This window comes from Streptomyces sp. NPDC024632 (genome assembly GCF_055559175.1).
Map to the genome: position 1 here is coordinate 141002 of NZ_JBVHLD010000001.1, position 26201 is coordinate 167202.

Annotated in this window: 23 protein-coding genes; 4 read left to right on the forward strand and 19 right to left on the reverse strand. The window is 71.1% G+C overall.

The window, feature by feature from the left end; all coding sequences use genetic code 11:
* Positions 1-159: 159 nt before the first annotated feature.
* From tpiA to uvrA, 9 genes are all read right to left on the reverse strand, one after another.
* A complete protein-coding gene (tpiA, locus tag ACZ37P_RS00655) occupies positions 160-945 on the reverse strand; it encodes a triose-phosphate isomerase (protein ID WP_467344178.1) in 786 nt (261 codons plus the stop codon).
* A gap of 4 nt (positions 946-949) precedes the next feature.
* A complete protein-coding gene (locus ACZ37P_RS00660; protein ID WP_467344179.1) occupies positions 950-2173 on the reverse strand; it encodes a phosphoglycerate kinase in 1224 nt (407 codons plus the stop codon).
* Between the two features lie 143 nt (positions 2174-2316).
* Complete coding sequence (gene gap, locus ACZ37P_RS00665) at positions 2317-3321, reverse strand: type I glyceraldehyde-3-phosphate dehydrogenase (RefSeq protein ID WP_355333900.1); 1005 nt, start codon at positions 3319-3321, stop codon at positions 2317-2319.
* 180 nt (positions 3322-3501) lie between these two features.
* The gene (whiA, locus tag ACZ37P_RS00670) at positions 3502-4479 is read right to left on the reverse strand and encodes a DNA-binding protein WhiA (RefSeq protein ID WP_188284204.1); all 978 of its coding nucleotides are present in this window, start codon (positions 4477-4479) and stop codon (positions 3502-3504) included.
* Positions 4470-5474 carry a gluconeogenesis factor YvcK family protein gene (locus tag ACZ37P_RS00675; RefSeq protein ID WP_355333903.1) on the reverse strand — a complete coding sequence of 335 codons (1005 nt, stop codon included), beginning with the start codon at positions 5472-5474 and terminating at the stop codon, positions 4470-4472. Before ACZ37P_RS00675 ends, whiA begins: the two co-directional genes overlap by 10 nt.
* 2 nt (positions 5475-5476) lie before the next feature.
* Positions 5477-6403, reverse strand: coding sequence for an RNase adapter RapZ (gene rapZ / locus ACZ37P_RS00680; RefSeq protein WP_355333906.1), 927 nt, complete (start codon positions 6401-6403; stop codon positions 5477-5479).
* Entirely contained in the window at positions 6400-8490 is a 2091-nt protein-coding gene (gene uvrC, locus ACZ37P_RS00685) for an excinuclease ABC subunit UvrC (protein WP_355333908.1), read from the reverse strand. Before uvrC ends, rapZ begins: the two co-directional genes overlap by 4 nt.
* Positions 8491-8603: 113 nt before the next feature.
* The gene (locus ACZ37P_RS00690; protein WP_467344181.1) at positions 8604-9026 is read right to left on the reverse strand and encodes a Rieske (2Fe-2S) protein; all 423 of its coding nucleotides are present in this window, start codon (positions 9024-9026) and stop codon (positions 8604-8606) included.
* Positions 9027-9203: 177 nt separating this feature from the next.
* Positions 9204-12194, reverse strand: coding sequence for an excinuclease ABC subunit UvrA (gene uvrA, locus ACZ37P_RS00695; RefSeq protein ID WP_391044083.1), 2991 nt, complete (start codon positions 12192-12194; stop codon positions 9204-9206).
* Positions 12195-12408: 214 nt separating this feature from the next.
* On the opposite strand from uvrA, the gene ACZ37P_RS00700 reads away from it, so the two are divergent.
* Positions 12409-13137 (forward strand): maleylpyruvate isomerase family mycothiol-dependent enzyme, encoded by a 729-nt coding sequence (locus tag ACZ37P_RS00700; RefSeq protein ID WP_391044080.1) that lies wholly within the window; start codon positions 12409-12411, stop codon positions 13135-13137.
* A 26-nt stretch (positions 13138-13163) separates the two neighbouring features.
* Positions 13164-13820 (forward strand): MBL fold metallo-hydrolase, encoded by a 657-nt coding sequence (locus ACZ37P_RS00705; RefSeq protein WP_391044077.1) that lies wholly within the window; start codon positions 13164-13166, stop codon positions 13818-13820.
* 69 nt (positions 13821-13889) lie between these two features.
* Here the strand turns inward: ACZ37P_RS00705 and ACZ37P_RS00710 are convergent, their stop codons facing one another.
* From ACZ37P_RS00710 to uvrB, 6 genes are all read right to left on the reverse strand, one after another.
* The gene (locus ACZ37P_RS00710) at positions 13890-14582 is read right to left on the reverse strand and encodes a DUF3761 domain-containing protein (protein ID WP_467344183.1); all 693 of its coding nucleotides are present in this window, start codon (positions 14580-14582) and stop codon (positions 13890-13892) included.
* Positions 14583-14683: 101 nt separating this feature from the next.
* Complete coding sequence (locus ACZ37P_RS00715) at positions 14684-15706, reverse strand: cytochrome c oxidase assembly protein (RefSeq protein WP_467344602.1); 1023 nt, start codon at positions 15704-15706, stop codon at positions 14684-14686.
* Between the two features lie 143 nt (positions 15707-15849).
* On the reverse strand, positions 15850-16848 hold the full coding sequence (locus ACZ37P_RS00720) for a TerC family protein (RefSeq protein WP_355333925.1): 999 nt from the start codon (positions 16846-16848) through the stop codon (positions 15850-15852).
* 202 nt (positions 16849-17050) lie between these two features.
* On the reverse strand, positions 17051-18985 hold the full coding sequence (locus ACZ37P_RS00725; RefSeq protein ID WP_467344185.1) for a TerD family protein: 1935 nt from the start codon (positions 18983-18985) through the stop codon (positions 17051-17053).
* A gap of 81 nt (positions 18986-19066) precedes the next feature.
* On the reverse strand, positions 19067-19645 hold the full coding sequence (locus ACZ37P_RS00730) for a TerD family protein (protein ID WP_355333929.1): 579 nt from the start codon (positions 19643-19645) through the stop codon (positions 19067-19069).
* Between the two features lie 121 nt (positions 19646-19766).
* Positions 19767-21863, reverse strand: a complete 2097-nt coding sequence (uvrB, locus tag ACZ37P_RS00735) for an excinuclease ABC subunit UvrB (protein WP_467344186.1) — start codon at positions 21861-21863, stop codon at positions 19767-19769.
* A 212-nt stretch (positions 21864-22075) separates the two neighbouring features.
* Here uvrB and ACZ37P_RS00740 point away from each other — a divergent pair, with 212 nt between their 5' ends.
* Positions 22076-22579 (forward strand): methylated-DNA--[protein]-cysteine S-methyltransferase, encoded by a 504-nt coding sequence (locus ACZ37P_RS00740; RefSeq protein ID WP_467344603.1) that lies wholly within the window; start codon positions 22076-22078, stop codon positions 22577-22579.
* A gap of 73 nt (positions 22580-22652) precedes the next feature.
* On the forward strand, positions 22653-22808 hold the full coding sequence (locus ACZ37P_RS00745; protein ID WP_391159704.1) for an alpha-L-fucosidase C-terminal domain-containing protein: 156 nt from the start codon (positions 22653-22655) through the stop codon (positions 22806-22808).
* 86 nt (positions 22809-22894) lie between these two features.
* On the opposite strand, the gene ACZ37P_RS00750 is transcribed toward ACZ37P_RS00745, so the two are convergent.
* The 4 genes from ACZ37P_RS00750 to ACZ37P_RS00765 form a co-directional block, all read right to left on the reverse strand.
* Positions 22895-23854: a slipin family protein gene (locus tag ACZ37P_RS00750; RefSeq protein WP_467344187.1), complete on the reverse strand. Its 960-nt coding sequence runs from the start codon at positions 23852-23854 to the stop codon at positions 22895-22897.
* A 5-nt stretch (positions 23855-23859) separates the two neighbouring features.
* Positions 23860-24228, reverse strand: coding sequence for a tetratricopeptide repeat protein (locus ACZ37P_RS00755; protein WP_188283400.1), 369 nt, complete (start codon positions 24226-24228; stop codon positions 23860-23862).
* A 91-nt stretch (positions 24229-24319) separates the two neighbouring features.
* Entirely contained in the window at positions 24320-24928 is a 609-nt protein-coding gene (gene coaE, locus ACZ37P_RS00760) for a dephospho-CoA kinase (protein ID WP_355333939.1), read from the reverse strand.
* Between the two features lie 327 nt (positions 24929-25255).
* On the reverse strand, positions 25256-26185 hold the full coding sequence (locus tag ACZ37P_RS00765; RefSeq protein WP_188283398.1) for a PAC2 family protein: 930 nt from the start codon (positions 26183-26185) through the stop codon (positions 25256-25258).
* Positions 26186-26201 lie beyond the last annotated feature (16 nt).

A 26201-nucleotide genomic window follows, 5' to 3' on the forward strand; every position in this document is an offset into this window, starting at 1 on the left:
GAAAGGGATTAGCCGATTCCGTGAACCGCACTAACGCGCCTGATGCCCCCCCCCCCCCCCCCCCCCCCCCCCCCCCCCGACAGGGTACTTCCTGAGGGGCGTGTCAGCCCACTGCCCGGTGCCCCGGCTCACTGTCCGTGGCCGCGGGCCCCGGTTCCGTCACTGGTCGCGGAACCGGACGATCTTGACGAACTCCTCGGCGTCCAGTGCCGCGCCGCCCACCAGGGCGCCGTCCACGTCCGGCTGCGCCATGATCGCGGCGACGTTGCCGGACTTCACGGAGCCGCCGTACTGGATGCGCACGGCGTCCGCCAGCTCCTGGTCGTACAGCTCGGCCAGCCGCCCGCGGATCGCCCCGCAGACCTCCTGCGCGTCCTCGGGGGTGGCCACCTCGCCGGTGCCGATCGCCCAGACCGGCTCGTACGCGACCACGATCGTGGCGGCCTGCTCGGCGGGGATGTCCTTCAGGGCGCCGTCGAGCTGCGCGAGGGTGTGCGGGACCTGCTGGCCGGCCTTGCGGACGTCCAGGCCCTCGCCGACGCACAGGATCGGGGTGAGGCCGTTCCTGTAGGCGGCCTTCACCTTGGCGTTGACGACGGCCTCGTCCTCGCCGTGGTACAGGCGGCGCTCGGAGTGCCCGATCGCCACGTACGCGCACTTCAGCTTGGCCAGCATCGATCCGGAGATCTCGCCGGTGTACGCGCCGGAGTCGTGCGCGGACAGGTCCTGGGCGCCGTACTTGATCTTCAGCTTGTCGCCGTCGACCAGCGTCTGTACGGAGCGCAGGTCGGTGTACGGCACCAGGACGGCGACCTCGACCGCGTCGTAGTCCTTGTCGGTGAGCGCGAAGGCGAGCTTCTGGACGTGCGCGATGGCCTCGAGGTGGTTGAGGTTCATCTTCCAGTTGCCCGCCATCAGCGGGGTGCGGGTGCTCTGCTCGGTCATCTGCTCACTTCTCCAGTGCGGCAAGGCCGGGGAGCGTCTTGCCCTCGAGGTATTCCAGGCTCGCGCCGCCGCCGGTGGAAATATGGCCGAAAGCGTTCTCGTCGAAGCCGAGGATGCGGACGGCCGCGGCCGAGTCGCCGCCGCCGACCACGGTGAACGCGTCGGAGTCGATCAGCGCCTGGGCGACCGCGCGGGTGCCGTCGGCGTAGTCCGGGTGCTCGAAGACGCCCATCGGGCCGTTCCAGAAGATGGTGGCGGCGTCGGCGAGCTTGGCGGCGAAGAGCTTGCGGGACTCGGGGCCGATGTCCAGGCCGATCACGTCCGCGGGGATCGCGTCCACCGGCGCGTTGACCGGCGAGGACGGCGCCTTGGTCTTCAGGTCGGGGAACTCGGTGGCGCCGACGACGTCGACCGGCAGGACGAATTCCACGCCCTTGGCCTTGGCGCGCTCCAGGTACTCCTTGACCACGGGGATCTGGTCCTCCTGGAGCAGGCTCTTGCCGACCTCGTGGCCCTGGGCCTTGAGGAAGGTGAAGACCATGCCGCCGCCGACCAGGATGCGGTCGGCCTTGTCCAGCAGGTGGTCGATGACGCCGAGCTTGTCGGAGACCTTGGAGCCGCCGAGCACCACCGCGTAGGGGCGGGAGACGTCCTCGGTGAGCTTCTTCAGGACGCCGACCTCGGTGGCGATCAGTCCGCCCGCGGCGTGCGGGAGGCGGGCCGGGAGGTCGTACACCGAGGCGTGCTTGCGGTGCACCGCTCCGAAGCCGTCGCCGACGTAGGTGTCGGCCAGCTCCGCGAGCCGGTCGGCGAAGGCGCCGCGCTCGGCGTCGTCCTTGCTGGTCTCGCCCGCGTTGAAGCGCAGGTTCTCCAAGAGCGCGACCTGGCCGTCGGCCAGGCCCGCCACGGTGGCCGCGGCGCTCTCGCCGACGGTGTCGGCGGCGAACACCACCTCGTGACGGCCTTCGCCGAGCAGGTCGCCCAGGCGCGCGGCGACCGGCGCGAGCGAGAACTTCGGGTCGGGCTCGCCCTTGGGGCGGCCGAGGTGCGAGGCCACGATCACCTTGGCGCCCGCCTCGGCGAGCTTGGTGATGGTGGGGACGGCGGCGCGGATCCGGCCGTCGTCGGTGATGCGCTCCCCGTCGAGCGGGACGTTGAGGTCGGCGCGGACGAACACCCGCTTGCCGGCGATCCGCCCCTCGCTGATCAGGTCGTCGATCGTCTTCATCTGTACGGTCTCCTACGGGTACGGCTGCGGGTACTGACGGGTACGGGACTGCGGAGTGGGCAAGGGACAGGGCCCGGACCGGCGCTTCGTCGCACCCGTCCGGACCCTGTCGCTCACATCGCTGTGCGTCGGCCGCTACGGCGTCAGAGCTGGCCGCCGACGAAGACCGTGAGGTCCACGAGGCGGTTGGAGTAGCCCCACTCGTTGTCGTACCAGCCGATGACCTTGACCGTCTTGCCCTGGACCATGGTCAGGGAGGAGTCGAAGGTGCAGGAGGCCGGCCAGTTGACGATGTCCGAGGAGACGATCGGGTCCTCGGTGTACTCCAGCAGGCCCTTGAGCTGACCCTCGGACGCCTTCTGGAAGGCGGCGTTGACCTCGTCCTTGGTGACCTCGCGCTCGAGGTCGACGACCAGGTCGGTGACCGAGCCGGTGGGGACCGGGACGCGCATCGCGATGCCGTCCAGCTTGCCCGCCAGCTCGGGGATGACCAGCGCGGTGGCCTTCGCGGCACCCGTGGTGGTCGGGATGATGTTCTCCGCGGCGGCGCGGGCGCGGCGCAGGTCCTTGTGCGGGAAGTCCAGGATGCGCTGGTCGTTGGTGTACGCGTGGACCGTCGTCATCAGGCCCTTGACGATGCCGAAGTTCTCCAGCAGCACCTTCGCCATCGGCGCCACACAGTTCGTGGTGCACGAGGCGTTGGAGATGATGTGGTGGTTCGCGGCGTCGTACTTGTCCTGGTTGACGCCCATCACGATCGTGATGTCCTCGCCGGTGGCGGGCGCCGAGATGATGACCTTCTTGGCACCGCCCGCGATGTGCTTGCCCGCGTCGGCGGCCTTGGTGAAGATGCCGGTCGACTCGATGACGACGTCGACGCCCAGCTCGCCCCACGCGATGGCGGCGGGGTCGCGCTCGGCGAGCACCTTGATGGTCTTGCCGTCGACGGTGATGGAGTCCGCGGTGTGGGTGACCTCGGCCTTGAGGCGGCCGAGGATGGTGTCGTACTTCAGCAGGTGCGCCGTCGTCGCGGTGTCACCCAGGTCGTTGACAGCCACGATCTCGATGTCCGCACCCTGCTCCAAGGCGGCGCGGAAGAAGTTACGACCGATGCGGCCAAAGCCGTTGATGCCTACCCGGATCGTCACGAACCGATCTCCTCGCTCATTCGCCGGAGCCCTCTCCGGCTGCGAAATATGGGATGTCCCCGACCAGGGACGAGCCTACCCGGCCAGGGGCGCGGAGGTGACATCGGGCCGAGGCCCCTTCGCCTCCGCCCCGTCCGCCGCCGCGCGCGTGCCGGCCGGGGCCTGTCCGGCGGACAGGCCCTAGCCGACCATCTCGTCGGTGAGGTTGGCGTCGGTGCCGGGCAGGCCGAGGTCCGAGGCGCGCTTGTCGGCCATGGCCAGCAGGCGGCGGATCCGGCCGGCGACCGCGTCCTTGGTCAGCGGCGGCTCGGCGAGGGAGCCCAGCTCCTCCAGGGAGGCCTGCTTGTGGTCCATGCGCAGGCGCCCGGCCGCGGCGAGGTGTTCCGGTACGTCGTCGCCGAGGATCTCCAGCGCGCGCTGCACACGGGCTCCGGCGGCGACGGCGGCGCGGGCCGACCTGCGCAGGTTGGCGTCGTCGAAGTTGGCGAGCCGGTTGGCGGTGGCCCGGACCTCGCGGCGCATCCGGCGCTCTTCCCAGGCGAGCACCGAGTCGTGGGCGCCGAGCCGGGTCAGCAGCGCGCCGATCGCGTCGCCGTCCCGTACCACCACGCGGTCCACATTGCGGACCTCGCGGGCCTTGGCGGGGATCTGGAGCCGGCGGGCGGCGCCGACCAGGGCCAGGGCGGCCTCGGGCCCCGGGCAGGTGACCTCCAGCGACGAGGAGCGGCCGGGCTCGGTGAGCGAGCCGTGCGCGAGGAAGGCACCGCGCCAGGCGGCCTCCGCGTCGCAGGTGGCGCCGGAGACGACCTGCGGGGGCAGGCCGCGGATCGGCCGGCCGCGGCCGTCCACCAGGCCGGTCTGCCGGGCGAGCTGGTCGCCGCCCGCCACCACGCGCACCACGTACCTGCTGCCCCTGCGCAGCCCGCCGGGCGCCATCACCACCAGGTCGGAGGAGTGCCCGAAGATCTCCAGGATGTCCTTGCGCAGCCGCCTGGCCGCGATCCCGGTGTCCAGCTCCGCCTCGATCACGATCCGGCCGCTCACCAGGTGGAGGCCGCCGGCGAACCGCAGGATCGACGAGACCTCCGCCTTCCGGCAGCAGGTCCGGGTGACGGGAAGCCGGGAGATCTCATCCTTCACCGCTGCCGTCATCGCCATGGGCCGATCCTTCCACGCATACGAAAAATCCTGTCATACGCGGCGGCCAACAGCTCCGGGTCGTGCCGCGGCCCGTCGGGGGCGGCGACCGGTGCCAGCTCGACCGTGCCGCCCAACCGCTGTGCGGCCTCGGAGAGGCTGTCACGGTCGGGTACGGCGGCCTCGTCGGCGAGAACCACGTCGATGGTGAGTTTAGGGGCGTGTCGGGCCAAAACCTCCAAGTGACGCTGCGGAGAAAATCCGTCGGTCTCACCTGGTTGCGGCGCGAGGTTCAGCGTGAGGACCCGGCGCGCCCTGGTCGTCATGAGGGCGTCGACCAGCTCGGGGACGAGCAGATGCGGGATCACCGAGGAGAACCAGGAGCCGGGGCCGAGCACCACCCAGTCCGCGTCGAGGACCGCCTGCACGGCCTCGGGAACGGCGGGCGGATCGGCCGGGACGACCTGCACTTCCTGCACCTCACCGGGGGTGAGGGCGACCGTGGCCTGGCCGCGGACGGTGCTGATCTCGTCGGGCCTGTCGGGGTCGTGGCCGCGGACGATGGCGTGCAGGTCGAGCGGGACCGCGGACATCGGCAGCACCCTGCCGTGGGCGCCCAGCAGCCGCCCGACCCACTCCAGCGCGGCGACCTCGTCGTTGAGCTGTTCCCACAGCGCGACGATCAGCAGATTGCCGACCGCGTGCCCGTGCAGATCACCCTCGCTGGTGAAGCGGTGCTGGACCACTCGGGCCCATGTGCGCCCCCATTCGTCGTCCCCGCAGAGCGCGGCGAGCGCCTTGCGGAGGTCTCCCGGCGGCAGTACGCCCATCTCCTGGCGGAGTCTGCCGCTGGAGCCGCCGTCGTCCGCGACGGTGACCACCGCGGTCAGATCGCCGGTGATCCGGCGCAGTGCGGCGAGGGAGGCGGCCAGGCCGTGCCCCCCGCCGAGGGCGACCACCTTGGGCGGCACCCCGGCGCGGCGGCCCGTACCCCGGCGCCGCCGCCGACCCGTCATGATCACTCGCGCCCCATGTCCCTGTGCACTGTCACGGTCTCCACCCCATCTGCGGCCAGCCGTGCGGCCAGCCGTTCCGACATCGCCACGCTGCGGTGCTTGCCGCCCGTGCAGCCGACCGCGATCGTCACGTACCGCTTGCCCTCGCGCCGGTATCCGGCGGCGATGATGTGCAGCAACTCGGCGTAGCGGTCGAGGAATTCCTTCGCGCCCGGCTGGTTGAACACATACTGCGCCACCTCGTCGTTGAGCCCGGTGAAGGGCCGCAGCTCCGGCACCCAGTGCGGGTTGGGCAGGAAGCGGCAGTCCACCACCAGGTCGGCGTCGACGGGCAGGCCGTACTTGAATCCGAACGACATGACCGTGGCCCGGAGTTCCGGCTCCTCCTCGCCCGCGAACTGGGCGTCCAGCTTGGCGCGCAGCTCGTGCACGTTGAGACTGGAGGTGTCGATCACCAGGTCGGCGTCGCCGCGCAGCTCGCGCAGCAGGTCGCGCTCGGCCGCGATGCCGTCCACGATCCGGCCCGAGCCCTGGAGCGGGTGCGGCCGGCGGACCGACTCGAAGCGGCGGACCAGGGCCTCGTCTGAGGCTTCCAGATAGATGATCCGGCGCTTGACGCTGCGGGTCGCCAGGTCAGCGAGGGACTCGCGCAGATTGTCGAAGAAGCGGCGTCCGCGGACGTCCACGACCACGGCGATCCGGGCGACGTTGCCCTGCGAGCGCGCGCCGAGATCCACCATGGTGGGGATCAGCGCGGGCGGCAGATTGTCCACCACGAACCAGCCGAGGTCCTCCAGACACTTGGCCGCGGTGCTGCGGCCCGCTCCGGACATGCCGGAGATGATCACCAGTTCGGGGATGGCCTCCACGGCCTCCCCCGCTCCGCCGGTTGTCACGTGCGTTCCGTCCTGTTCGTCCTGGTCGCTCATGTGCTGATCCCCCGATGGTGGGACGGGTCCGCCCCGGGCGGGGTCCCGTCGGCCTCTTCGATGATCTCTCCTGTCGCGGTGTTCACCGCGGGTGCGGCCGGAGCCGCGGCTGCCAGGGTCGCCGCGACCGTCTCCGCCGTACGACGGCCGATCCCCGGGACCTCGCAGATCTCCTCGATCGTCGCCGCCCGGAGCCGTTTCAGCGAGCCGAAGTGCTTCAGCAGCGCCTGCCTGCGGGTCTCGCCGAGCCCCGGCACGGAGTCCAGCGCGCCGGCCTTCATCGACTTGGAGCGCTTGCTGCGCTGGTACGAGATCGCGAACCGGTGCGCCTCGTCGCGGACCCGCTGGAGCAGGTACAGGCCCTCACTGGAGCGCGGCAGGATCACCGGGTCGTCGTCGCCGGGCAGCCAGACCTCTTCCAGGCGCTTGGCGAGGCCGCACACGGCGACGTCGTCTATGCCCAGCTCCTCCAGCGCGCGCCGGGCGGCGGCCACCTGCGGCTGTCCGCCGTCGACCACGACGAGCTGCGGCGGGTACGCGAATTTGCGCGGCCGTCCGGTGTCGGGGTCGATGGGGCCGGACGCCTGTTCCTCGTGGTCCACGGGAACATCGCCGTGGTTCGCGGGGACCTCGCCGGACTCGCCCTCCCACTCGCCGGTCTTCTGCTTCTCCAGCAGATAGCGGCGGAAGCGGCGGGAGATCACCTCGTGCATGGACCGGACGTCGTCCTGCCCGGCGAAGGACTTGATCTGGAAGCGGCGGTACTCGCTCTTGCGGGCCAGGCCGTCCTCGAAGACCACCATGGACGCGACTACGTCGTCGCCCTGGAGGTGGCTGATGTCGTAGCACTCGATCCGCAGCGGCGCGGTGTCGAGGTCGAGCGCGGCGGCGATCTCCTCCAGCGCGCGGGAGCGGGTGGTGAGGTCGGAGGCGCGCTTGGTCTTGTGCAGCGCGAGGGCGTGCTGCGCGTTGCGCTGCACGGTGGCCATCAGGTCCTTCTTGTCGCCGCGCTGCGGTACGCGCAGGCTGACGTGCGAGCCGCGGCGGTCGCTCAGCCACTGCGCGACCGGCTCCGACGGTGCGGGCAGCGCCGGGACCAGCACCTCCTTGGGCACACCGCCGCTGCCGCCGGAGCGCTCGGCGTCGCCGCGCTCGTCGCCGTAGAGCTGCTGGAGGGCGTGCTCGACCAGGCCCGCGGTGTCGACCGCCTCGACCTTGTCGGTGACCCAGCCGCGCTGGCCGCGGACCCGGCCGCCGCGTACGTGGAAGATCTGCACGGCGGCTTCCAGCTCGTCCTCGGCGACGGCGATCAGGTCGGCGTCGGTGGCGTCGGCGAGCACCACCGCGTTCTTCTCCATGGCGCGGCGCAGCGCCTCCAGGTCGTCCCGCAGCCGAGCGGCCTGCTCGTACTCCATCTCGCTCGCCGCGTCCTTCATGCGCTGTTCCAGGCGGCGCAGGTAGGTGCCGGTGTGTCCGGCCATGAAGTCGCAGAATTCCTCGGCCAGTTCGCGGTGGTCGTCGGCGCTGATCCGGCCGACGCAGGGCGCGGAGCACTTGCCGATGTAGCCGAGCAGACAGGGGCGGCCGATCTGCGCGGAGCGCTTGAAGACCCCGGCGGAGCAGGTGCGGACCGGGAAGACCCGCAGCAGCAGGTCGACGGTCTCGCGGATCGCCCAGGCGTGCGCGTACGGACCGAAGTAGCGCACGCCCTTGCGCTTGGGGCCGCGCATGACCTGCACGCGCGGGAACTCCTCGTTCATCGTCACCGCGAGGGACGGATAGCTCTTGTCGTCGCGGTACTTGACGTTGAACCGCGGGTCGAACTCCTTGATCCAGGAGTATTCGAGCTGGAGCGCCTCCACCTCGGTGGAGACCACCGTCCACTCGACGGCCGCCGCGGTGGTCACCATCGTGGCGGTCCGCTGGTGGAGGTTGGTGATGTCCTGGAAGTACGAGGAAAGCCGCTGGCGCAGGCTCTTCGCCTTGCCGACGTAGATCACCCGACCGTGCTCGTCCCGGAACTTGTAGACCCCCGGGGAGTCGGGGATCTGGCCCGGCTTCGGTCGGTAGCTGCTGGGGTCCGCCATGTCTCCCACCCTACTGGCGGGATGCGACATTCCCTGGCCAGGCCGGGCAGTGCCGACCGGTGCGGATACCGGCGGCCGGGACCGCCGGTTCGCGGGTGCCGGACTGCCGGTGGTCAGCTCGCCGGACCGGCGGTGAGCTTGCCGCCGGAGGCGGTGACCTGCACGGCGGGCAGCGGCTTGGTCGCCGGGCCCTGGAGCACGGCGCCGGTGTCCGCGTCGAACTGGCTGCCGTGGCAGGCGCAGGTGATCGTCGTGCCGTCCACCGAGGTGACGACGCAGCCCGCGTGCGTGCAGACCGCGCTGAACGCCTTGAAGGTGCCCTCCTTCGGCTGCGCCACGACCACCTTGTCGTTCCGGTAGAGCTTGGCGCCGCCGACCGGTACCTCGGTGGCGGCGCCCAACTCCACGGCTTTGGTGGGCCCGTCGGACGAACCGCCGCCGGAGCCGCCGCACGCGGTGAGGCCGAACCCGGCGGCTCCGGCCAGGGCCGCGCCTCGCAGGACGGTACGGCGGCAGGCGGGCAGTTCGGTGGTCATGTGCGCTCCAGGTCGGGGAGGTGGGGAGGTCTCGCGACCCGTAACCCTACGTCCCCCACCTGTCCGCTTCCTCTGTGCCACTCCCGGACGGCCACTGCCTGACGACCGCGCCTGACGAGCGCGCCTCGACGGCGTGCCGCCGCGCCCGCGCCGACCCGTCCTTGACCTTCCTCGGTGCTACGCCTTGCCCGCCGTCCGCTTGCGCGGCGCCGGGGTCTTCTTCGCGGCGGCCGTCGTGCCCTTCTTGGCCGCGGCGGCCGTCCCCGTGGCCTTCTTGGGGGCGGGCACCCGCTTCTTGGGCGCGGGCACCGACGCGTCGCTGATCCGCTCCGCGCCCAGGACGTCCCGCAGGAACTTGCCGGTGTGGCTGGCCGGGACGGCCGCGATCTGCTCGGGGGTGCCCTCGGCGACGACCAGTCCGCCGCCGTTGCCGCCCTCGGGGCCCATGTCGACCACCCAGTCGGCGGTCTTGATGACATCGAGATTGTGCTCGATGACGATCACGGTGTTGCCCTTGTCGACCAGGCCCTGGAGCACCTTGATCAGCTTGCTGATGTCCTCGAAGTGCAGACCGGTGGTCGGCTCGTCCAGGACGTAGACCGTACGGCCGGTGGAGCGCTTCTGGAGCTCGGAGGCGAGCTTCACGCGCTGCGCCTCGCCGCCGGACAGCGTCGGCGCGGACTGCCCCAGGCGTACGTATCCCAGGCCGACCTCGTAGAGCGTGCGCAGGTGCCGGGCGATGGCGGGCACCGCCTCGAAGAAGTCCAGCGCCTCCTCGATCGGCATCTCCAGCACCTCGGCGATGGACTTGCCCTTGTAGTGCACTTCCAGCGTCTCGCGGTTGTAGCGGGCGCCGTGGCAGACCTCGCACGGGACGTAGACGTCCGGCAGGAAGTTCATCTCGATCTTGATCGTGCCGTCGCCCGAGCAGTTCTCGCAGCGACCGCCCTTGACGTTGAAAGAGAAGCGGCCGGGCAGATAGCCGCGGACCTTCGCCTCCATCGTCTCCGCGAAGAGCCGCCGCACATGGTCGAAGACACCGGTGTACGTGGCCGGGTTGGAGCGCGGGGTGCGGCCGATCGGCGACTGGTCGACGTGCACGACCTTGTCCACCAGGTCGTCGCCGTCCACCCGGGTGTGCCGGCCGGGGACGCTGCGCGCCCCGTTCAGCTCGCGGGCCAGGTGGGTGTAGAGGATGTCGTTGACCAGCGTCGACTTGCCGGAGCCGGAGACGCCGGTGACGGCGGTGAGCACTCCGAGCGGGAAGGACACGTCGATGTCCTGGAGATTGTGCTCGCGGGCGCCGTGCACGGTCAGCCGCCGCTTGCGGTCGATCGGGCGGCGTACGTCGGGGGTGACGATGACGCGCTTGCCCGAGAGGTACTGCCCGGTCAGCGACTCCTCGTTGACCAGCAGCTCCTTCAGCGAGCCGGAGTGCACCACCTTGCCGCCGTGCTCACCGGCGCCGGGGCCGATGTCGACCACCCAGTCGGCGGTCTTGATGGTGTCCTCGTCGTGCTCGACGACGATCAGCGTGTTGCCCAGGTCGCGCAGCCGTACCAGGGTCTCGATCAGCCGGTGGTTGTCGCGCTGGTGCAGGCCGATCGACGGCTCGTCCAGCACGTACAGCACGCCGACCAGGCCCGAGCCGATCTGGGTGGCGAGCCGGATGCGCTGGGCCTCGCCGCCGGACAGGGTGCCCGCGGCGCGGTTGAGCGAGAGGTAGTCCAGGCCGACGTCGACCAGGAACTTCAGCCGCTCGTTGACCTCCTTGAGCACCCGCTCGGCGATCTTCTTGTCGCGGGCGTCCAGCTTCATCCCGCCGAGGAACTCGGCGCAGTCGCTGATCGACATGGCGGAGACGTCCGCGATGGAGCGGTCCTGGACGGTGACGGCCAGCACGATCGGCTTGAGCCTGCTGCCGTGGCAGGTGGGGCAGGGCACCTCGCGCATGTACCCCTCGAAGCGCTCCCGGCTGGAGTCGCTCTCGGAGTCCTGGTGCCGCCGCTTCACGAACGGGATGGCGCCCTCGAAATGCGCGTTGTACGCGCGCTCGCGGCCGTACCTGTTCTTGTACGCGACCCTGACCTCGGCCTTGTGGCCGTAGAGCAGCGCCTTCTTCGCGCGGGCGGGCAGCCCGGCCCAGGGAATGTCGGTCCTGAAGCCCAGCTCCCCCGCGAGACCTTCGACCAGCCGCTCGAAGTAGCCCTTGGACATGCCGCCGGTCCAGGGCGCGATGGCGCCCTCGGCCAGGGACTTCTCCTCGTCGGGGACGATCAGCTCCGGGTCGACCTCCATGCGGGAGCCGATGCCGGTGCAGTCGGGACAGGCGCCGAAGGGCGAGTTGAAGGAGAAGGAGCGCGGCTCCAGCTCCTCGAAGGACAGGTCGTCGTACGGGCAGTACAGGTGCTCGGAGAACATCCGCTCGCGCTGCGGGTCGTCCTCGGGCAGGTCGACGAAGTCCAGGATGACCATGCCGCCGGACAGGCCGAGCGCGGTCTCGACGGAGTCCGTGAGGCGGCGCTTGGCGCTGTCCTTCACCGTGAGGCGGTCGATGACCACCTCGATGGTGTGCTTCTCCTGCTTCTTCAGCTTGGGCGGGTCGGTGAGCTGGATCGTGGCCCCGTCGACCCGGGCACGGCTGTAGCCCTTGGTCTGGAGGTCGCCGAAGAGGTCGACGAATTCGCCCTTGCGCTCACGGACCAGCGGGGAGAGCACCTGGAAGCGGCTGCCCTCCTCCAGCTCCAGCACCCGGTCGACGATGGCCTGCGGCGACTGCCGGGAGATCGGGCGGCCGCACTCGGGGCAGTGCGGCTTGCCGATCCTGGCGAAGAGCAGCCGGAGGTAGTCGTAGACCTCGGTGATGGTGCCCACCGTCGAGCGCGGGTTGCGCGAGGTGGACTTCTGGTCGATGGAGACCGCCGGGGACAGGCCCTCGATGAAGTCCACATCGGGCTTGTCCATCTGGCCGAGGAACTGGCGGGCGTAGGAGGAGAGCGACTCGACGTACCGGCGCTGCCCCTCGGCGAAGATCGTGTCGAAGGCGAGGGAGGACTTGCCCGATCCGGACAGCCCTGTGAACACGATGAGGGAGTCCCGCGGCAGGTCGAGCGACACGTTCTTCAGATTGTGCTCGCGAGCGCCACGGACGGTGAGTCGATCGGCCACGCCAGTGCGCACCTTTCATAGAGACGGGGGGAGAGTCGGCACCCCCAGTCAGCCTAAACGGGGTGCGCTCGGGTTTTCTTCCGGTTCGCCGCGTTCTCAGAAGTTGCGACACACCGACCATATAGCACGTGCATTCGATTTACGGGCGCGCTCTGACCACTTCACCCGATCGTGTGTCCTGCGCGAGCGCGGGGTGACGCGCTAGCGTCGGTACGTGACCGTCCAACGACCGGATCCCGTACTCGATGCGGTTGCCGTCCGGGAAGCCACCGACCGATTCGTCGCCGCGGTGTCCGCGCTCCCCGCCGACGGCGTCGCCGAGCCCTCGCTGCTGCCCGGCTGGACCCGCGGGCATCTGCTGACCCATGTCGCCCGCAATGCCGACGCCCTGGCCAATCTGCTGATCTGGGCGGGGACCGGCGTGGAGACCCCGATGTACGCGGACGCGACGTCCCGCGACCGGGCCATCGAGGAGGGCGCGGGCCGTCCCCTCGACGACCACCTCGCCGATCTGCGGGCCTCGGCGGAGCGGTTCGAGCGGGCCGCCGCGCAGGTGCCGCCGTCGGGCTGGGCGACGCAGGTCACGCTGCGCTCCGGCCGGGTGATCGCCGCCGCCGAGGTCCCCTGGCGGCGGCTGGGCGAGGTGTGGCTGCACCTGGTCGACCTCGGCATCGGCCCCACCACCGCCGACCTGCCCGCCGACTTCGCCGCCCGTGAGCTGGCCTCCCTCGCCGACGGCCTCACCGGGCACGAGGGCATCGCCGCGGTCCGCCTGGAGGACACCGAGTCCGGCGCGTCCTGGACGATCGGCGCCGCCGCGGAACCCGACCTCACCGTCAGCGCCGCCACCCGCCCCCTGCTGGCCTGGGTCTCCGGCCGCGGTCCGTACGAGGGCCTGACCGTGACCCCCGACGGCCCGCTGCCCGTACTGCCTCCGCTCTAGGCACCCCGAACCTCTAGGCTGGTGGCATGGCGTACAGCGGAGAAGTGACGGTGGGCGGGACCCCCGACGTGCATGAACTGGAAGACCTGATCATCACCAAGGTCGCGGTCGGGCCGATGAACAACAACGCGTACGTGTTGCGCTGCCGGGCCACCGACGAGCAGCTTCTGATCGACGCGGCCAACGACGCGCAGACGCTGCTGGAGGTCGTCGGCGACGCCGGGCTCGGCGCCGTCGCGACCACCCACCAGCACGGCGACCACTGGCAGGCACTGCGCGCGGTAATCGACGCGACCGGCGCGCGTACCTACGCGGGCCGCGAGGACACGGTGGGCATCCCGGTCCCCACCGATGTGGCGCTGGACGACGGCGACACCGTGACCTTCGGCCGCGTCAGCCTCACCGCGCGGCACCTGGTCGGCCACACCCCGGGCAGCATCGCCTTCGTCTACGACGACCCGCACGGCGCCCCGCACGTCTTCACCGGCGACTGCCTCTTCCCGGGCGGCGTCGGCAACACGCACGACGACCCGGCCGCCTTCACCTCGCTCCTCGACGACGTCACGGCCAAGCTCTTCGACGTGCTCCCGGACGAGACCTGGGTCTACCCCGGCCACGGCAACGACACGACCCTCGGCGCCGAGCGCCCCCACCTCAAGGAATGGCGCGAGCGCGGCTGGTAGCGGCCGGCGCGCGCACCCCCGCCCCGCGCTCCCCCGGAGGTCCGTACGGTCGCCGTACGGCCGGGCGGGCTACTTGTACCAGACGGCCACGCCGTGGTGGTGCGAGCACGTGCCCCGGTGGTGCTGCGAGTAGGACAGCGTGCCGTCGTTGCAGAGGGCGGTGGCGCCGTCGTGGTCGTTGACCGGGGGTTCGGTGTACCCGACGGTCGGCTTCGGCTTCGGCTTCGGCTTGGGTTTCGGCTTGGGCTTCGGGGTCGGCTTGTGGGTGACGGTGGTGGGGCGGGGCTTGGGCGTCGCCTTGTGCGTGGCGGTCGGCGACGGTGCCATGGTGCGGGTGACCGTGGGTGTGGGTGACGGCGCCGGGGTGCCGTCCGCGGGCGGGCAGATCTCGGCGATCTTGACGACGGCGAGGTCGACCGGGTCGGACAGCGCCGCGGGCCCCTGGCCGGGCTGCTGGAAGCACACCTTCCAGTCGCCGTCCGAGACCTGGGTGCGCTCGGCCCCCGTCGCGTCGTGCGCGGCGATCCGGGTGAACCCGGCGTCGTCGGCCATGGTGCGCGCGGCGAGGAGCGGCATCCCGGTCAGGTTGGGCAGTTGGCCGGTGAGCGCGGCCTGCGTGGTGGTGGGCGCGGCCGTGGGTGTGGCCGAGACCGAAGCGGCGGCGCCCGATATGTCGTCGGTCCCCCCGTCGCCGTCGCATCCCGCGAGCGCGAGCCCCGCGACGGCCAGTAAACAGGCAGCGGTGATGGCACGTTGACGCAATTTGTCCCCCCAGGACAGGTATGAGGGGGAGAGCGTGACACGCGCCGACTCGTGACGTGGTGCCCGTAACGCAGTTGTGACCCCGAGCCGCCGCGGACCGCTCAGCGACCGCGCCGCATGCGCTCGCCGACCTCGCCCTGATCGGTCTCCCACCAGGGGCGGGTCATCTCCGGAACGGGGCCGGAGGCGGGAGCGGCGGCGGACGCGGGGGCCTTCGGCGAGGCGGGCGCGGCAGAGGCACCAGCGGCGGCACCAGCACCGGCACCGGACATCGCGACGACGGCCTCGCGGTCCAGCCGCGCGTCGAGTTCCGCCGTCTTCTCCCGCTCGGCCCGCCACCACTCGAAGAAGACCAGGATCAGGAAGGGCAGCGCGACGAGTTCGGCGAGGGTGAGCATCAGGCCGCCGCCGAGCATCTGGTCGTGCTGGACGCTCGGCCCCCAGGAGCGCGGGTGCGCGGCGTACCAGTGCCCGGCCACCAGCGTGCCGCTGGTCATGACGACGATGCCGGGCACCGAGTCGAAGAGCCCGTCGAAGAAGACCAGCGCGGCCCTGACCGGATGGCCGCACCAGGACGGCAGCAGGTCCTGACGGCTGAGCATCGGCAGCACGAACAGGCAGCCGGTGAGCAGCAGTTGCAGGTGCATGAGCTGGAGCACGAGCCCGTTGCCGAGGGCGGTGGAGAAGTACGGGGTGAAGTAGATCGTCAGCTCGGAGGCGAGCACCAGCACCGAGCTGACCAGCGGATACATCAGCAGTCGTACCGTACGGCCGGTGAAGGCGCGGCGCAGCCGGCTGTCGGGTGCGGCGAGCGCGAGCGGGTCGCCGAGCGCCAGGCCGAGCGGGGCGAAGAGGTCGAGCAGGATGTTCTGCACGGCGGCGGGCCAGAACAGCACCCGGTCGTAGACGGCGAGTGAGGACATCGTCGCGACGACGAGGGTGCCGAGGCCGAGGACGTAGAACGCGGCGGTGCGCCACAGCGGCCACCGCTCCCCCGCGCGCCGCTTGCGCCGTACGCCCAGCGCGTACGCGACGCCGAGCAGGACGACGGCGGTCAGCGCGACGGCGTCGAGCCGCCAGGCGTCGAAGAACCGCGCGCCGGTCAGCTCGGGAAGGACCACCATGCCGCTCGCCACCATCCGCGCCTTCCCACACGCCACGCACAACCGCTCCATTACGAGGGCCACGGTAGCCCTCGTGACGGAGCGGTCTGCGCGAAGGGGTCGGTACGGAGGGGTCGGTATGGAGGGGGTTACGCAGGGACCGGTCAGCGGACCGGCGTCGCGGGGCGCTCCTCGTCCTCGGAGGCGGCGGCCTCGGCCTCCGCCTGCCGCTTGGAGGCGACCAGGCTGGTGGCGGTGGTGACCGCGAGGACGAGGACGATGACGCCGAGCGAGACGGGGATGGAGATCTCCGGTACGTGCACACCGGACTCGTGCAACGCGTGCAGCACCAGCTTGACGCCGATGAAGCCGAGGATCACCGACAGCCCGTACGACAGGTGGACCAGCTTCTTGAGCAGGCCGCCGATCAGGAAATAGAGCTGGCGCAGGCCCATCAGGGCGAACGCGTTGGCGGTGAAGACGATGTACGGGTCCTGGGTGAGGCCGAAGATCGCGGGGATCGAGTCGAGCGCGAACAGCACGTCGGTGGTGCCGATGGCGAGCATCACGACGAGCATCGGCGTCATCAGCCGCTTGCCGTTCTCCGTGATGAACAGCCGGGTGCCGTGGTACTTGTCGGTGGACGGCACGCGCTTCTCGACCGCCTTGAGCAGCCGGTTCTCCTCGAATTCCTCGTCCTCGTCGTCCGAACGGGCGTCCTGGATGAGCTTCCAGGCGGTCCAGATGAGGAAGGCGCCGAAGATGTAGAAGACCCACGAGAAGCTGGCGATGATCGCCGCGCCGCCCGCGATGAACACCGCGCGGAGCACCAGCGCTATCAGCACGCCCACCAGCAGTACGCGCTGCTGGTACTGGGACGGCACCGCGAATTTGGACATGATCAGCACGAAGACGAAGAGGTTGTCGACGCTCAGCGACTTCTCGGTGATGTAACCGGCGAAGAACTCGCCCGCCGGCTGGCCGCCGGAGAAGACGAGCAGGCCGAGTCCGAAGAGCCCGGCGAGTACGACCCAGACGATCGTCCAGGCCCCTGCCTCCTTGACGGAGACGTCGTGCGGGGTGCGGCCGATGACGAAGTCAACGGCGATCAGGGCGATCAGTCCGGCGATGGTGAGCGCCCAGAGGGCGAGGGAGACATCCACAGGTCCTCCGGCAATTCGATACGGCAACTGTCAGCGTCGTCGCTGCCGGAGGTCCCCACCACTTGAGTCCGTTCAGGGGGAGGTTTCACTCCGCACCAAGAACAGTACACGAATTGCCCAAGAGTTAGTAAAGAATCGCACAAGCGTGCAGGTCAGAGCCGTAGAGCCGGTAGAGCACCGGTGCAAGACCCGGCACGACCGGTCAGGGGCCGTAGGCCGGGCGGGCCGCCGCGATCTCCCTGAGCACCTGCGTGAGCACCTGGCTGCCCGGCGGCACCAGCGACGGCTCGAACGTCCAGGCGTGCCCCACCCACGGGTCGGCCAGGTGGTCGCTGGGCAGCGGGGTGAGCCGCAGCAGCGAGCGCCACAGCGGATCGAGCACCGGCCCGTACGCGGACGCGTCCTCGCGGTCGGCGACCAGCAGCAGGTGCACCCCGGCGCGCGGTCCCTCGTCGGCGAGATAGCGCAGTTGGGTGACCGCCCGGTCGTCGAAGCCGTACGGGAACTCGTTGACGATCAGAAGCTGCTCGGCGGTGTCGAAGCCGGGCGGCAGCGAGTCGGCGGCGCCGCCGCGCAGCGCCATCTGGAGCAGATCGACGCGTTCGGTCAGCCGGTTCAGCACCTCGCCGACCCCGGCCGCGCCCCCGGCCGACGGCATCAGCACGGCGCCGTTGCCGGTGAGCGGGGCGAGCGCGGCGGAGCCGGAGCCCGCGGGGTCGAGGGCGTGCACCGCGAAACCGCCCACCGGGTACGAGGCGAGCAGCCGGGCGGCGATCGCCACGGCGGTGTCCATGGCGACCCCGCGGTCCTCCTCGCTGTCGATCCACAGACCGCGGTCCAGCGGCAGCCGGGCCAGCAGCGGGATGCGCAGTTCGGGCGCCTCGGGCAGGTAGAGGCCGCCGAGCCGTACGGCGAGCGGCGGCTGGTCGGGCACCCGGTAGGCGTGCCACACCGGATTCTCCCAGCCCGCGAAGGCGGCGGGCAGCGCGGGCTCGACGACCTCGGCCTCGGCGACGAGCTGCGCGATGTCCCGGTCGAGCACGGCGCGGGCCTGGTCGACCAGCGCGAACTGCCGGGCCTGCGCCTGGTCGCGGGCGGCGTCCGCGGCCTGTCCGCCGCGGGTCGCGGGGTCGGCGAGCAGCCGGTCGAGCTCCTGCTCGAAGCGGGACTCGGCGAAGTCCACCGCGCTGCGGTAGGCGGCGATGGTGCGGGCCAGGTCCTCGAACATGCCCCACACCTGATTGTGCAGCCGCTCCTCCATCGTCCAGCCGGAGGCGTCGCCCGCGACGGGGACGGGCGGGGTGCCGGGCGGGGTGCCGGGCTGTCCGTCGGAGGACGGCCGCGGCGCGGCGGGCGGGGCGTCGTACGGCGAGCCCGGCCGGCCCTGGGCCGGTCCCTGAGCGGGCGGGGGCGGCGCGGTGGCGGCAGCCTTGCGCCGCGGGTGCCGGTAGTCGACCGGTCCTGAGGACGCGGTGGTCCGGCCGTCGCCCGGAGCGGCGGCCGGGGCCGCGGTTTCCGGCCGCGGCGGCGGGACCGTACGCGGCGCGGCGGGCAGGTCGACCGAGCGGGACAGCTCGCGCCCCACCGCCTCGTCGATGCCCGCGGCCACCCCGGCGGGCTCCGGGACACCCTGGTCGAGCAGCAGCGCGGGCAGACCGCCCTCGTACCCCTGGCCGACGGCGCGCACCTTCCAGGCGCCCTGCCGCCGGTACAGCTCGATGGCCAGCAGGGCCGTCTCGGGGCCGAGGCCGGTCATGGTGAATCCGGCGACGGCCTCGCCCTCGGTGGTGGTGACGGCGAGATGCGGGGCGGGGGCGGCGCCGAAGGCGGCGGGCGCGCCGGGGCGGCCCGCGGCGCCGGGGAGAGCCAGCAGTACGTGCACCCGGTGCACCTGCGGCGGCATCGCGCCGAGGTCCACCGCGAGCCGGTGCTCGGCGGCGGCCTGCCGGGGCACCTCGACGCCGGGGAGCTGCGGCGCGCCGGGGTGCGCCAGCCACTGCGAGGAGTCGCCGACGACCCGCCCCCGCTCGTCCCCGAGGGTGACCGCGGCCACCACCGGGGTGCCCGCCGACACCCGGATCTCCATCCGGGTGCCCGGCAGCGGATGGTTCTGTCCCCGGACCAGTTCGGCCGTCATGTCCGCCGCCCCCCGTTCCCGTTATGCGTGTGTACGTGTTCCGGCCCGCGGGCCGGGGGCCGCGTCAGCGGCCGTGCGGCCTCAGAGCGCGGGCAGAATGGCCGGGATGAGGTCCTGGAACGTCCGGCCGTTGGCCGCCGTGCCGATGGCCGTCATCGACCAGCCGGTCGCGCCGCGCTGCACCTTGGCCATGATCTGCGCCGTGTACTGGCCGCCGCCGGTCAGCGTGTAGCGGGCCAGCTCCTGCCCGTTGGTCTCGTCGACCAGGCGGCAGAACGCGTTCTGCACCTCGGCGAAGGTCTGGCCGGTGAAGGAGTTCACCGTGAAGACGATCTGGTCGACGTGGACCGGTACGCGCTGGAGGTCGACGATGATCGACTCGTCGTCGCCGCCCTGGCCCGCGCCGCCGACCAGATTGTCACCGGTGTGCCGGACCGAGCCGTCGTCGCTGGTCAGGTGCTGGAAGAACACCACGTCGACCGGCTGCTTGTCCGCGAAGAGCACGGCCGAGGCGTCCAGGTCGATCTCCCGGGTGCGGGACCCGAACAGTCCGCGGCGCGGCGCGGCCTGCCAGCCCAGCCCCATCCGGATCGCCGTCAGCGTCCCTCCGTCGGACTTGCTCAGGCTGATCTTCTGGCCCTTGGTCATGTTGACCGTCACGCGCTGTCCCCTCTCACCCGTGTGTGCGGTTGTCCCGCACCCTAACAAGACGCCGTGCAACGGTATCCCGGTTCGCCGCGTGGCGATTCCTGGCGAACACCGGCCGGTCGCCGGTCCCGCGTCACGCCATTCCCGCTTCTCTCATCTGGCGCAACTCCTTCTTCAGCTCGCCCAGTTCGTCCCTGAGCCGGGCGGCCACCTCGAATTGCAGCTCGCCGGCCGCCGCGTGCATCTGGTCGGTGAGCTGAGCGATCAGGTCGGCCAGCTCCTCGGCGGGCAGCGTCTTCGCACCGCGCTTCTCGCCCGAGCGGGCGGACAGTCCTGGCACCGGCGCCTTGCCCCGCGAGCGCTGCCGCCCGGAGCCCAGCAGCTCCTCGGTGTCGGCGTCCTCGCGGGCGAAGGAGTCCAGGATTCCGGCGATCTTCTTCCGCAGCGGCTGCGGGTCGACGCCGCGTTCCTTGTTGTACGCGATCTGCTTCTCGCGGCGCCGGTTGGTCTCCTCGATGGCCTTCTCCATCGCCGGGGTGATCCGGTCCGCGTACATGTGGACCTGGCCCGACACGTTACGGGCGGCGCGGCCGATGGTCTGGATCAGCGAGGTGCCCGAGCGCAGGAAGCCCTCCTTGTCGGCGTCGAGGATCGCGACCAGCGACACCTCGGGCAGGTCGAGGCCCTCACGCAGCAGGTTGATGCCGACCAGGACGTCGTACTCACCGGCCCGCAGTTCGCGCAGCAGCTCGACGCGGCGCAGGGTGTCGATGTCGCTGTGCAGATACCGCACCTGGATGCCCAGTTCGAGCAGGTAGTCGGTGAGGTCCTCGGACATCTTCTTGGTGAGGGTGGTGACCAGGACGCGCTCGTCCTTCTCCGTGCGCAGCCGGATCTCGTGCACCAGGTCGTCGATCTGGCCCTCGGTGGGCTTGACGATGACCTCGGGGTCGACCAGGCCGGTCGGGCGGATGATCTGCTCGACCACGCCGTCGCCGCGGGACAGCTCGTACTTTCCGGGTGTCGCGGACAGGTAGACGGTCTGGCCGACGCGGGTCAGGAACTCCTCCCACTTCAGCGGCCGGTTGTCGAGCGCGGACGGCAGCCGGAAGCCGTGGTCGACCAGGGTGCGCTTGCGGGACGCGTCGCCCTCGTACATCGCGCCGATCTGCGGCACGGTGACGTGCGACTCGTCGATGACCAGCAGGAAGTCCTCGGGGAAGTAGTCGATGAGGGTGTCGGGCGCGGAGCCCTGCTCGCGGCCGTCGATGTGCCGCGAGTAGTTCTCGATGCCGGAGCAGGTGCCGATCTGCCGCATCATCTCGATGTCGTACGTGGTGCGCATCCGCAGCCGCTGGGCCTCCAGCAGCTTGCCCTGCTTCTCCATCAGGGCGAGCTGGCCCTCCAGCTCCTTCTCGATGCCCGCGATGGCGCGTTCCATCCGCTCGGGGCCCGCGACGTAGTGGGTGGCGGGGAAGACGTAGATCTGCCGGTCCTCGGTGATCACCTCCCCGGTGAGCGGGTGCAGTGTGTAGAGCGCCTCGATCTCGTCGCCGAACATCTCGATGCGGACGGCCAGCTCCTCGTAGACCGGGAAGATCTCGATGGTGTCGCCGCGTACCCGGAAGGTGCCGCGGGCGAAGGCCACGTCGTTGCGCGCGTACTGGATGTCGACGAATTTCCGCAGGAGCTGGTCGCGGTCGATGACGTCGCCGACATTGAGCCGCACCATGCGGTCGATGTACTCCTGCGGGGTGCCGAGGCCGTAGATGCAGGACACGGAGGCGACCACGACGACATCGCGCCGGGTCAGCAGCGAATTGGTGGTGGAGTGCCGCAGCCGCTCCACCTCCTCGTTGATCGAGGAGTCCTTCTCGATGTACGTGTCCGTCTGCGGGACGTACGCCTCGGGCTGGTAGTAGTCGTAGTACGAGACGAAGTACTCGACCGCGTTGTTCGGCAGCAGCTCGCGGAATTCGTTGGCGAGCTGGGCGGCGAGCGTCTTGTTCGGCGCCATGACCAGGGTGGGGCGCTGGAGCCGCTCGATCATCCACGCGGTGGTCGCGGACTTGCCCGTACCGGTCGCGCCGAGCAGCACGACGTCCTGCTCGTCACCGCGGATCCGCTTCTCGAGGTCGTCGATGGCGGTGGGCTGGTCGCCGCTGGGCTGGTAGGGGCTGACGACCTCGAAGGGCGCCACACTGCGTTCGATGTCTGATACGGGCCGCATGTCACCACCGTACGACCCACCACCGACAATCGTCCGGGCCCGGGACGGGCGGGCCGCCGCCGGGGCGGCCACTTCCCCTCGTGTGACCGGTCGATCACTTCCGGTGACGGGCCTTGCGGCGGCCGTGCTTGCCGGGCGGATCGCGGCGGCGGGGCGTTGTCGGACCCCCGATCTAGGCTGGCCGCGTGACGAACGACACCGCCTGGACGGTCATGGAGACCCCGATCGGGCCGCTGCTGCTGGCGGCGACCGACGAGGGGCTGGTCAATGTCGGTTTCCGGGCGGACGAGGCGGCGGTACGGCGCGCGGTGACGTCGATGGGGCGGCGGCTGGGCGGCGAGCCGGTCGAGGACGCGGCCCGGCTGGCGCCGGTCACCGAGCAGATGGAGGCGTACTTCGCGGGTGCGCTGAAGGAGTTCTCGCTCGCTCTGGACTGGTCGCTGATCACCGGCTTCAACCGCCGGGTGCTGCGCGAGCTGGCGGCCGGGGTGCCGTACGGCACGGTCGTCGGGTACCAGGACCTGGCCGACCGGGTGGGCGAGCGCGGGGCGGCCCGCGCGGTCGGAACGGCGATGGGCGCGAATCCGATACCGCTGGTGGTGCCGTGCCACCGGGTGGTGGAGAGCGACGGCGGCATAGGCGGCTTCGGCGGCGGCCTGGAGATCAAGCGCACGCTGCTGGCGCTGGAGGGCGTGCTGCCCGCACCGCTGTTCTGATGACCTGAGCAGGCTCCGCACGTCCGCCCCCGCGCCGCGCGGCGGCAGGACGTCACGGTCAACGACCGCTCCGGTGCCGGTCCGCAAGGGCGACCGGGTGACGATGCTCGGCCACGACCGGCCGCTGGACTGGGAGTTCGACGGCGGCACGCTGACCGTACGGGTGCCCGCGGCGGCGCGGGCGAAGGGGCGGTACGCGTGGGTGTTCAAGATCGACTGGACGCGCTGACGCGGGGCTGACGCGCGGGAGCGGGCGGAGTGACCCGCCCGCTCCCGTCCCGTTCCTGCCCTGCCCTGCCGCTACGGCTTCGTCGCTCACTCCTCGGACGTGCGCGGGTCCGGGATCTGGATCGGGCCCGGCGGCTTCCGGTCGATCGCGGGCGGCTCGTCGGCCGCGGCCTCGACGGCGGACCGCGGTTCCGCGTCCGTCAGTTCGTCCGTCGCCGCGGGCGCCGCCGTCTTCTCGACCGGCTTCGCGTCCTGGCCGCCGCCGGAGTTCGCACCGGTGTTCGCACCGGAATTCGCGGCCCGGTCGAAGAAGCGCAGCATCTCGACGGGGAAGGGCATCACCAGGGTCGAGTTCTTCTCCGCCGCGACCTCCACCACCGTCTGGAGGAGGCGCAGTTGGAGGGCGGACGGGTTGGCGTCCATGGTCCTGGCCGCCTCGGAGAGCTTCTGGGACGCCTGCAACTCACCGTCGGCGGTGATGATCCGGGCCCGCCGCTCCCGGTCCGCCTCCGCCTGCCGGGCCATCGACCGCTTCATGGACTCCGGCAGCGCCACGTCCTTGATCTCGACGCGGTCGATGTGGACGCCCCAGCCGGTGGCAGGCGTGGACAGCATCAACTCCAGCCCCTCGTGCAGGCGTTCGCGGCCGGACAGCAGATCGTCGAGTTCGCTCTTGCCGATGATGGAGCGCAGCGAGGTCTGCGCCACCTGCAACATCGCGAACTGGTAGTTCTGCACGTCCACGGTGGCCCGGATCGGGTCGATGACCCGGAAGTAGAGCACCGCGTCGACCCGTACCGACACGTTGTCGCGGGTGATGCCGTCCTGGGACGGCACCGGCATGGTGACGACCTGCATGTTGACCTTGGTCATCTTGTCCACGAACGGCACCAGCATGCGCGGGCCCGGCTCCTTGGGGAGCCGGTTGACCCGGCCGAAGCGGTAGATCACCCCGCGCTCGTACTGCTTGACCACCCTCAGACTGCTGGACACGCCGATCAGGGCGACCACCGCGATGATGATCAGCAGCACCACGACGACTTCCACGGCCGTCAGCCGGCGTCGTCGAAACGGGCTGCGGCCAGATAGTCCGGCCGGGGGTCGAGTGCGGCGGCGAGCCGGAAGTGGCGCTGGGCCTCGTCGGCGCGGTTCGCGCGTTGCAGCGTACGGGCCAGCGCGAAGTGCGCGAAGGCGTTGTCCGGCTCGCGCTCCAGCACTATCTGGAACTCCAGCTCCGCCGGACGCAGTTGGGCCGCAGCGAAGAACGCGCGGGCGCGCAGCAGGCGGGCCGCGGTGTTCTCCGGATGGGCCGAGATCACCGGGTCGAGGAGTTGTACGGCGCCGCGCGGGTCACGCGCCTCCAGCAGTTGCTCCGCGGCGCGGAAGTCGATGACGTGCGTCTCTGGGGTCCGCTCGTGCAAGGCCGCCTCCCTGAATTCGGGCACGGGTGACGACTGATCGTCTGGTCTGACATACCCAACGTCGTCGTCGGCAACCGCATTCCCCGGGCGACTACGCCGTCCCGGCCGCCGCCAGCTCCCGCAGCCGCTGCCACGCCGCGCGCACCTGGGGCTCCAGCTCCTCCAGCGGGCCGTCGTTGTCGATCACCAGATCCGCGACGGCGATGCGCTCCTCGCGGCCGGCCTGCGCCGCCATCCGCGCCCGCGCCTCGTCCTCGGTCATCCCGCGTGTCCGCACCAGGCGCTCGATCTGCGTGGCCGGTGCCGCGTCCACGACGATCACGAAGTCGTAGAACGGGGCCAGGTCGTTCTCCGCCAGCAGCGGTACGTCGTTGACGACGATGTCGTCCGGGGCCGCCGCCGCCCGCAGCTCCTGCGACCTGCGGCCGACCAGCGGGTGCACGATCGCGTTCAGCGCCTGGCGCCGGGCCTCGTCCGCGAAGACGATCGCGCCGAGTTTCGGGCGGTCCAGTGTCCCGTCCGCCGCCAGCACGTCCGGGCCGAACTCGGCCGTCACCGCCGCCAGGCCCTCCGTGCCGGGTTCCACCACTTCGCGGGCGATGCGGTCCGCGTCCACCAGGATCGCGCCGTGTGCCACCAGCAGTTTCGCCACGGAGCTTTTTCCTGACCCGATTCCACCGGTCAGCCCGACGTTCAGCATGCCGCCAGCTTACGGGCCCTCCGGGCCTCCGCGGGTGCCTCCCAGGGGCGCGGGGTACTGCGCGCTCAGCCACCAACGGTGGCGCGGCCGTCGAAAACCGGCCCCAGCGGGGCAGATGCTGTGAGTTTTCGGGCTGGCAGCCCGGTGGGGGCGGGCCGCGCAGTTCCCCGCGCCCCTGAAAACCAGGCCCTTCGCAAGGAACCGTCCAGGGGCCGCTCCCCTAAAAAACCAGGCCCTGCGCGAGCGCGGCGCGCCTTGCGGAGGGGAAGCGGGAGAGGGCCCGCGCCCTGGGGACGCGAACCCTCTTTCGTGAGCGCGCCGCAGGCGCTAGTCGTCCTCGCGGTCGGCGAGGAAGCGTTCGAACTCGGCGGCGAGATCGTCGGCGGAGGGAAGCTCGACGGCCTCGGCGATGAGACTCTCGCGGGACTGGGACCCGGCGACGGCGTCGTACTGGGACTCGAGGCCGCGGACGACGGAGACGAGTTCGCCGTCGCCTTCGGCGACCTGGCGGTCGATCTCGACGCGGACGGTGTGCGCCTCATTGCGCAAGGCGTGGGCGATCTCGGGCAGCACGAGGCCGGTGGCGGCGGTGATCGTCTCCAGGACGGCGAGGGCGGCGTCCGGGTAGGGCGAACGCGCCAGGTAGTGCGGGACGTGGGCGGCGACGCCGAGCACGTCACGGCCGGCCTCGGCGAGCCGCAGCTCGATGAGGGAGGCGGCGCTGCCGGGGACCTGGGCCTCCTCGAACCAGGCGCGGTGGCCGGGCATGAGGTCGACCCGGTTGCCGTGCGGGGTGAGGCCGACGGGCCGGGTGTGCGGCACGCCCATCGGGATGCCGTGGAAGTTGATGGCGAGGCGTACACCCAGGCGTTCGATTACCTGGAGCACGGCGGTCGCGAACCGTTCCCACTCCACGTCCGGCTCGGAGCCGGTGAGCAGCAGGAAGGGGGTGCCGGTGGTGTCCCGCACCAGATAGAGGTCGATCTCCGGTGCCTCGTAGGAGGTCCAGTGGTCGCGCTCGAAGGTCATCAGCGGGCGGCGGGCGCGGTAGTCGACCAGTCGGTCGGCGTCGAAGCGCGCGACGAGCTGGTTGTCCAGGCGGTCCAGCAACTGCTCGCTGATCTGCTCGCCGGTGTCCCCGGCGTCCATGTACCCCTCGAAGTGGTACAGCAGTACGGGACCTGCGTCTCCGACCGCTGCGTCGACGGCCTCGGCCCCGCCCGGCACGTATTCGTACAGCCCTTGCGGATCCAGCACGATGATCGTCCTCCTC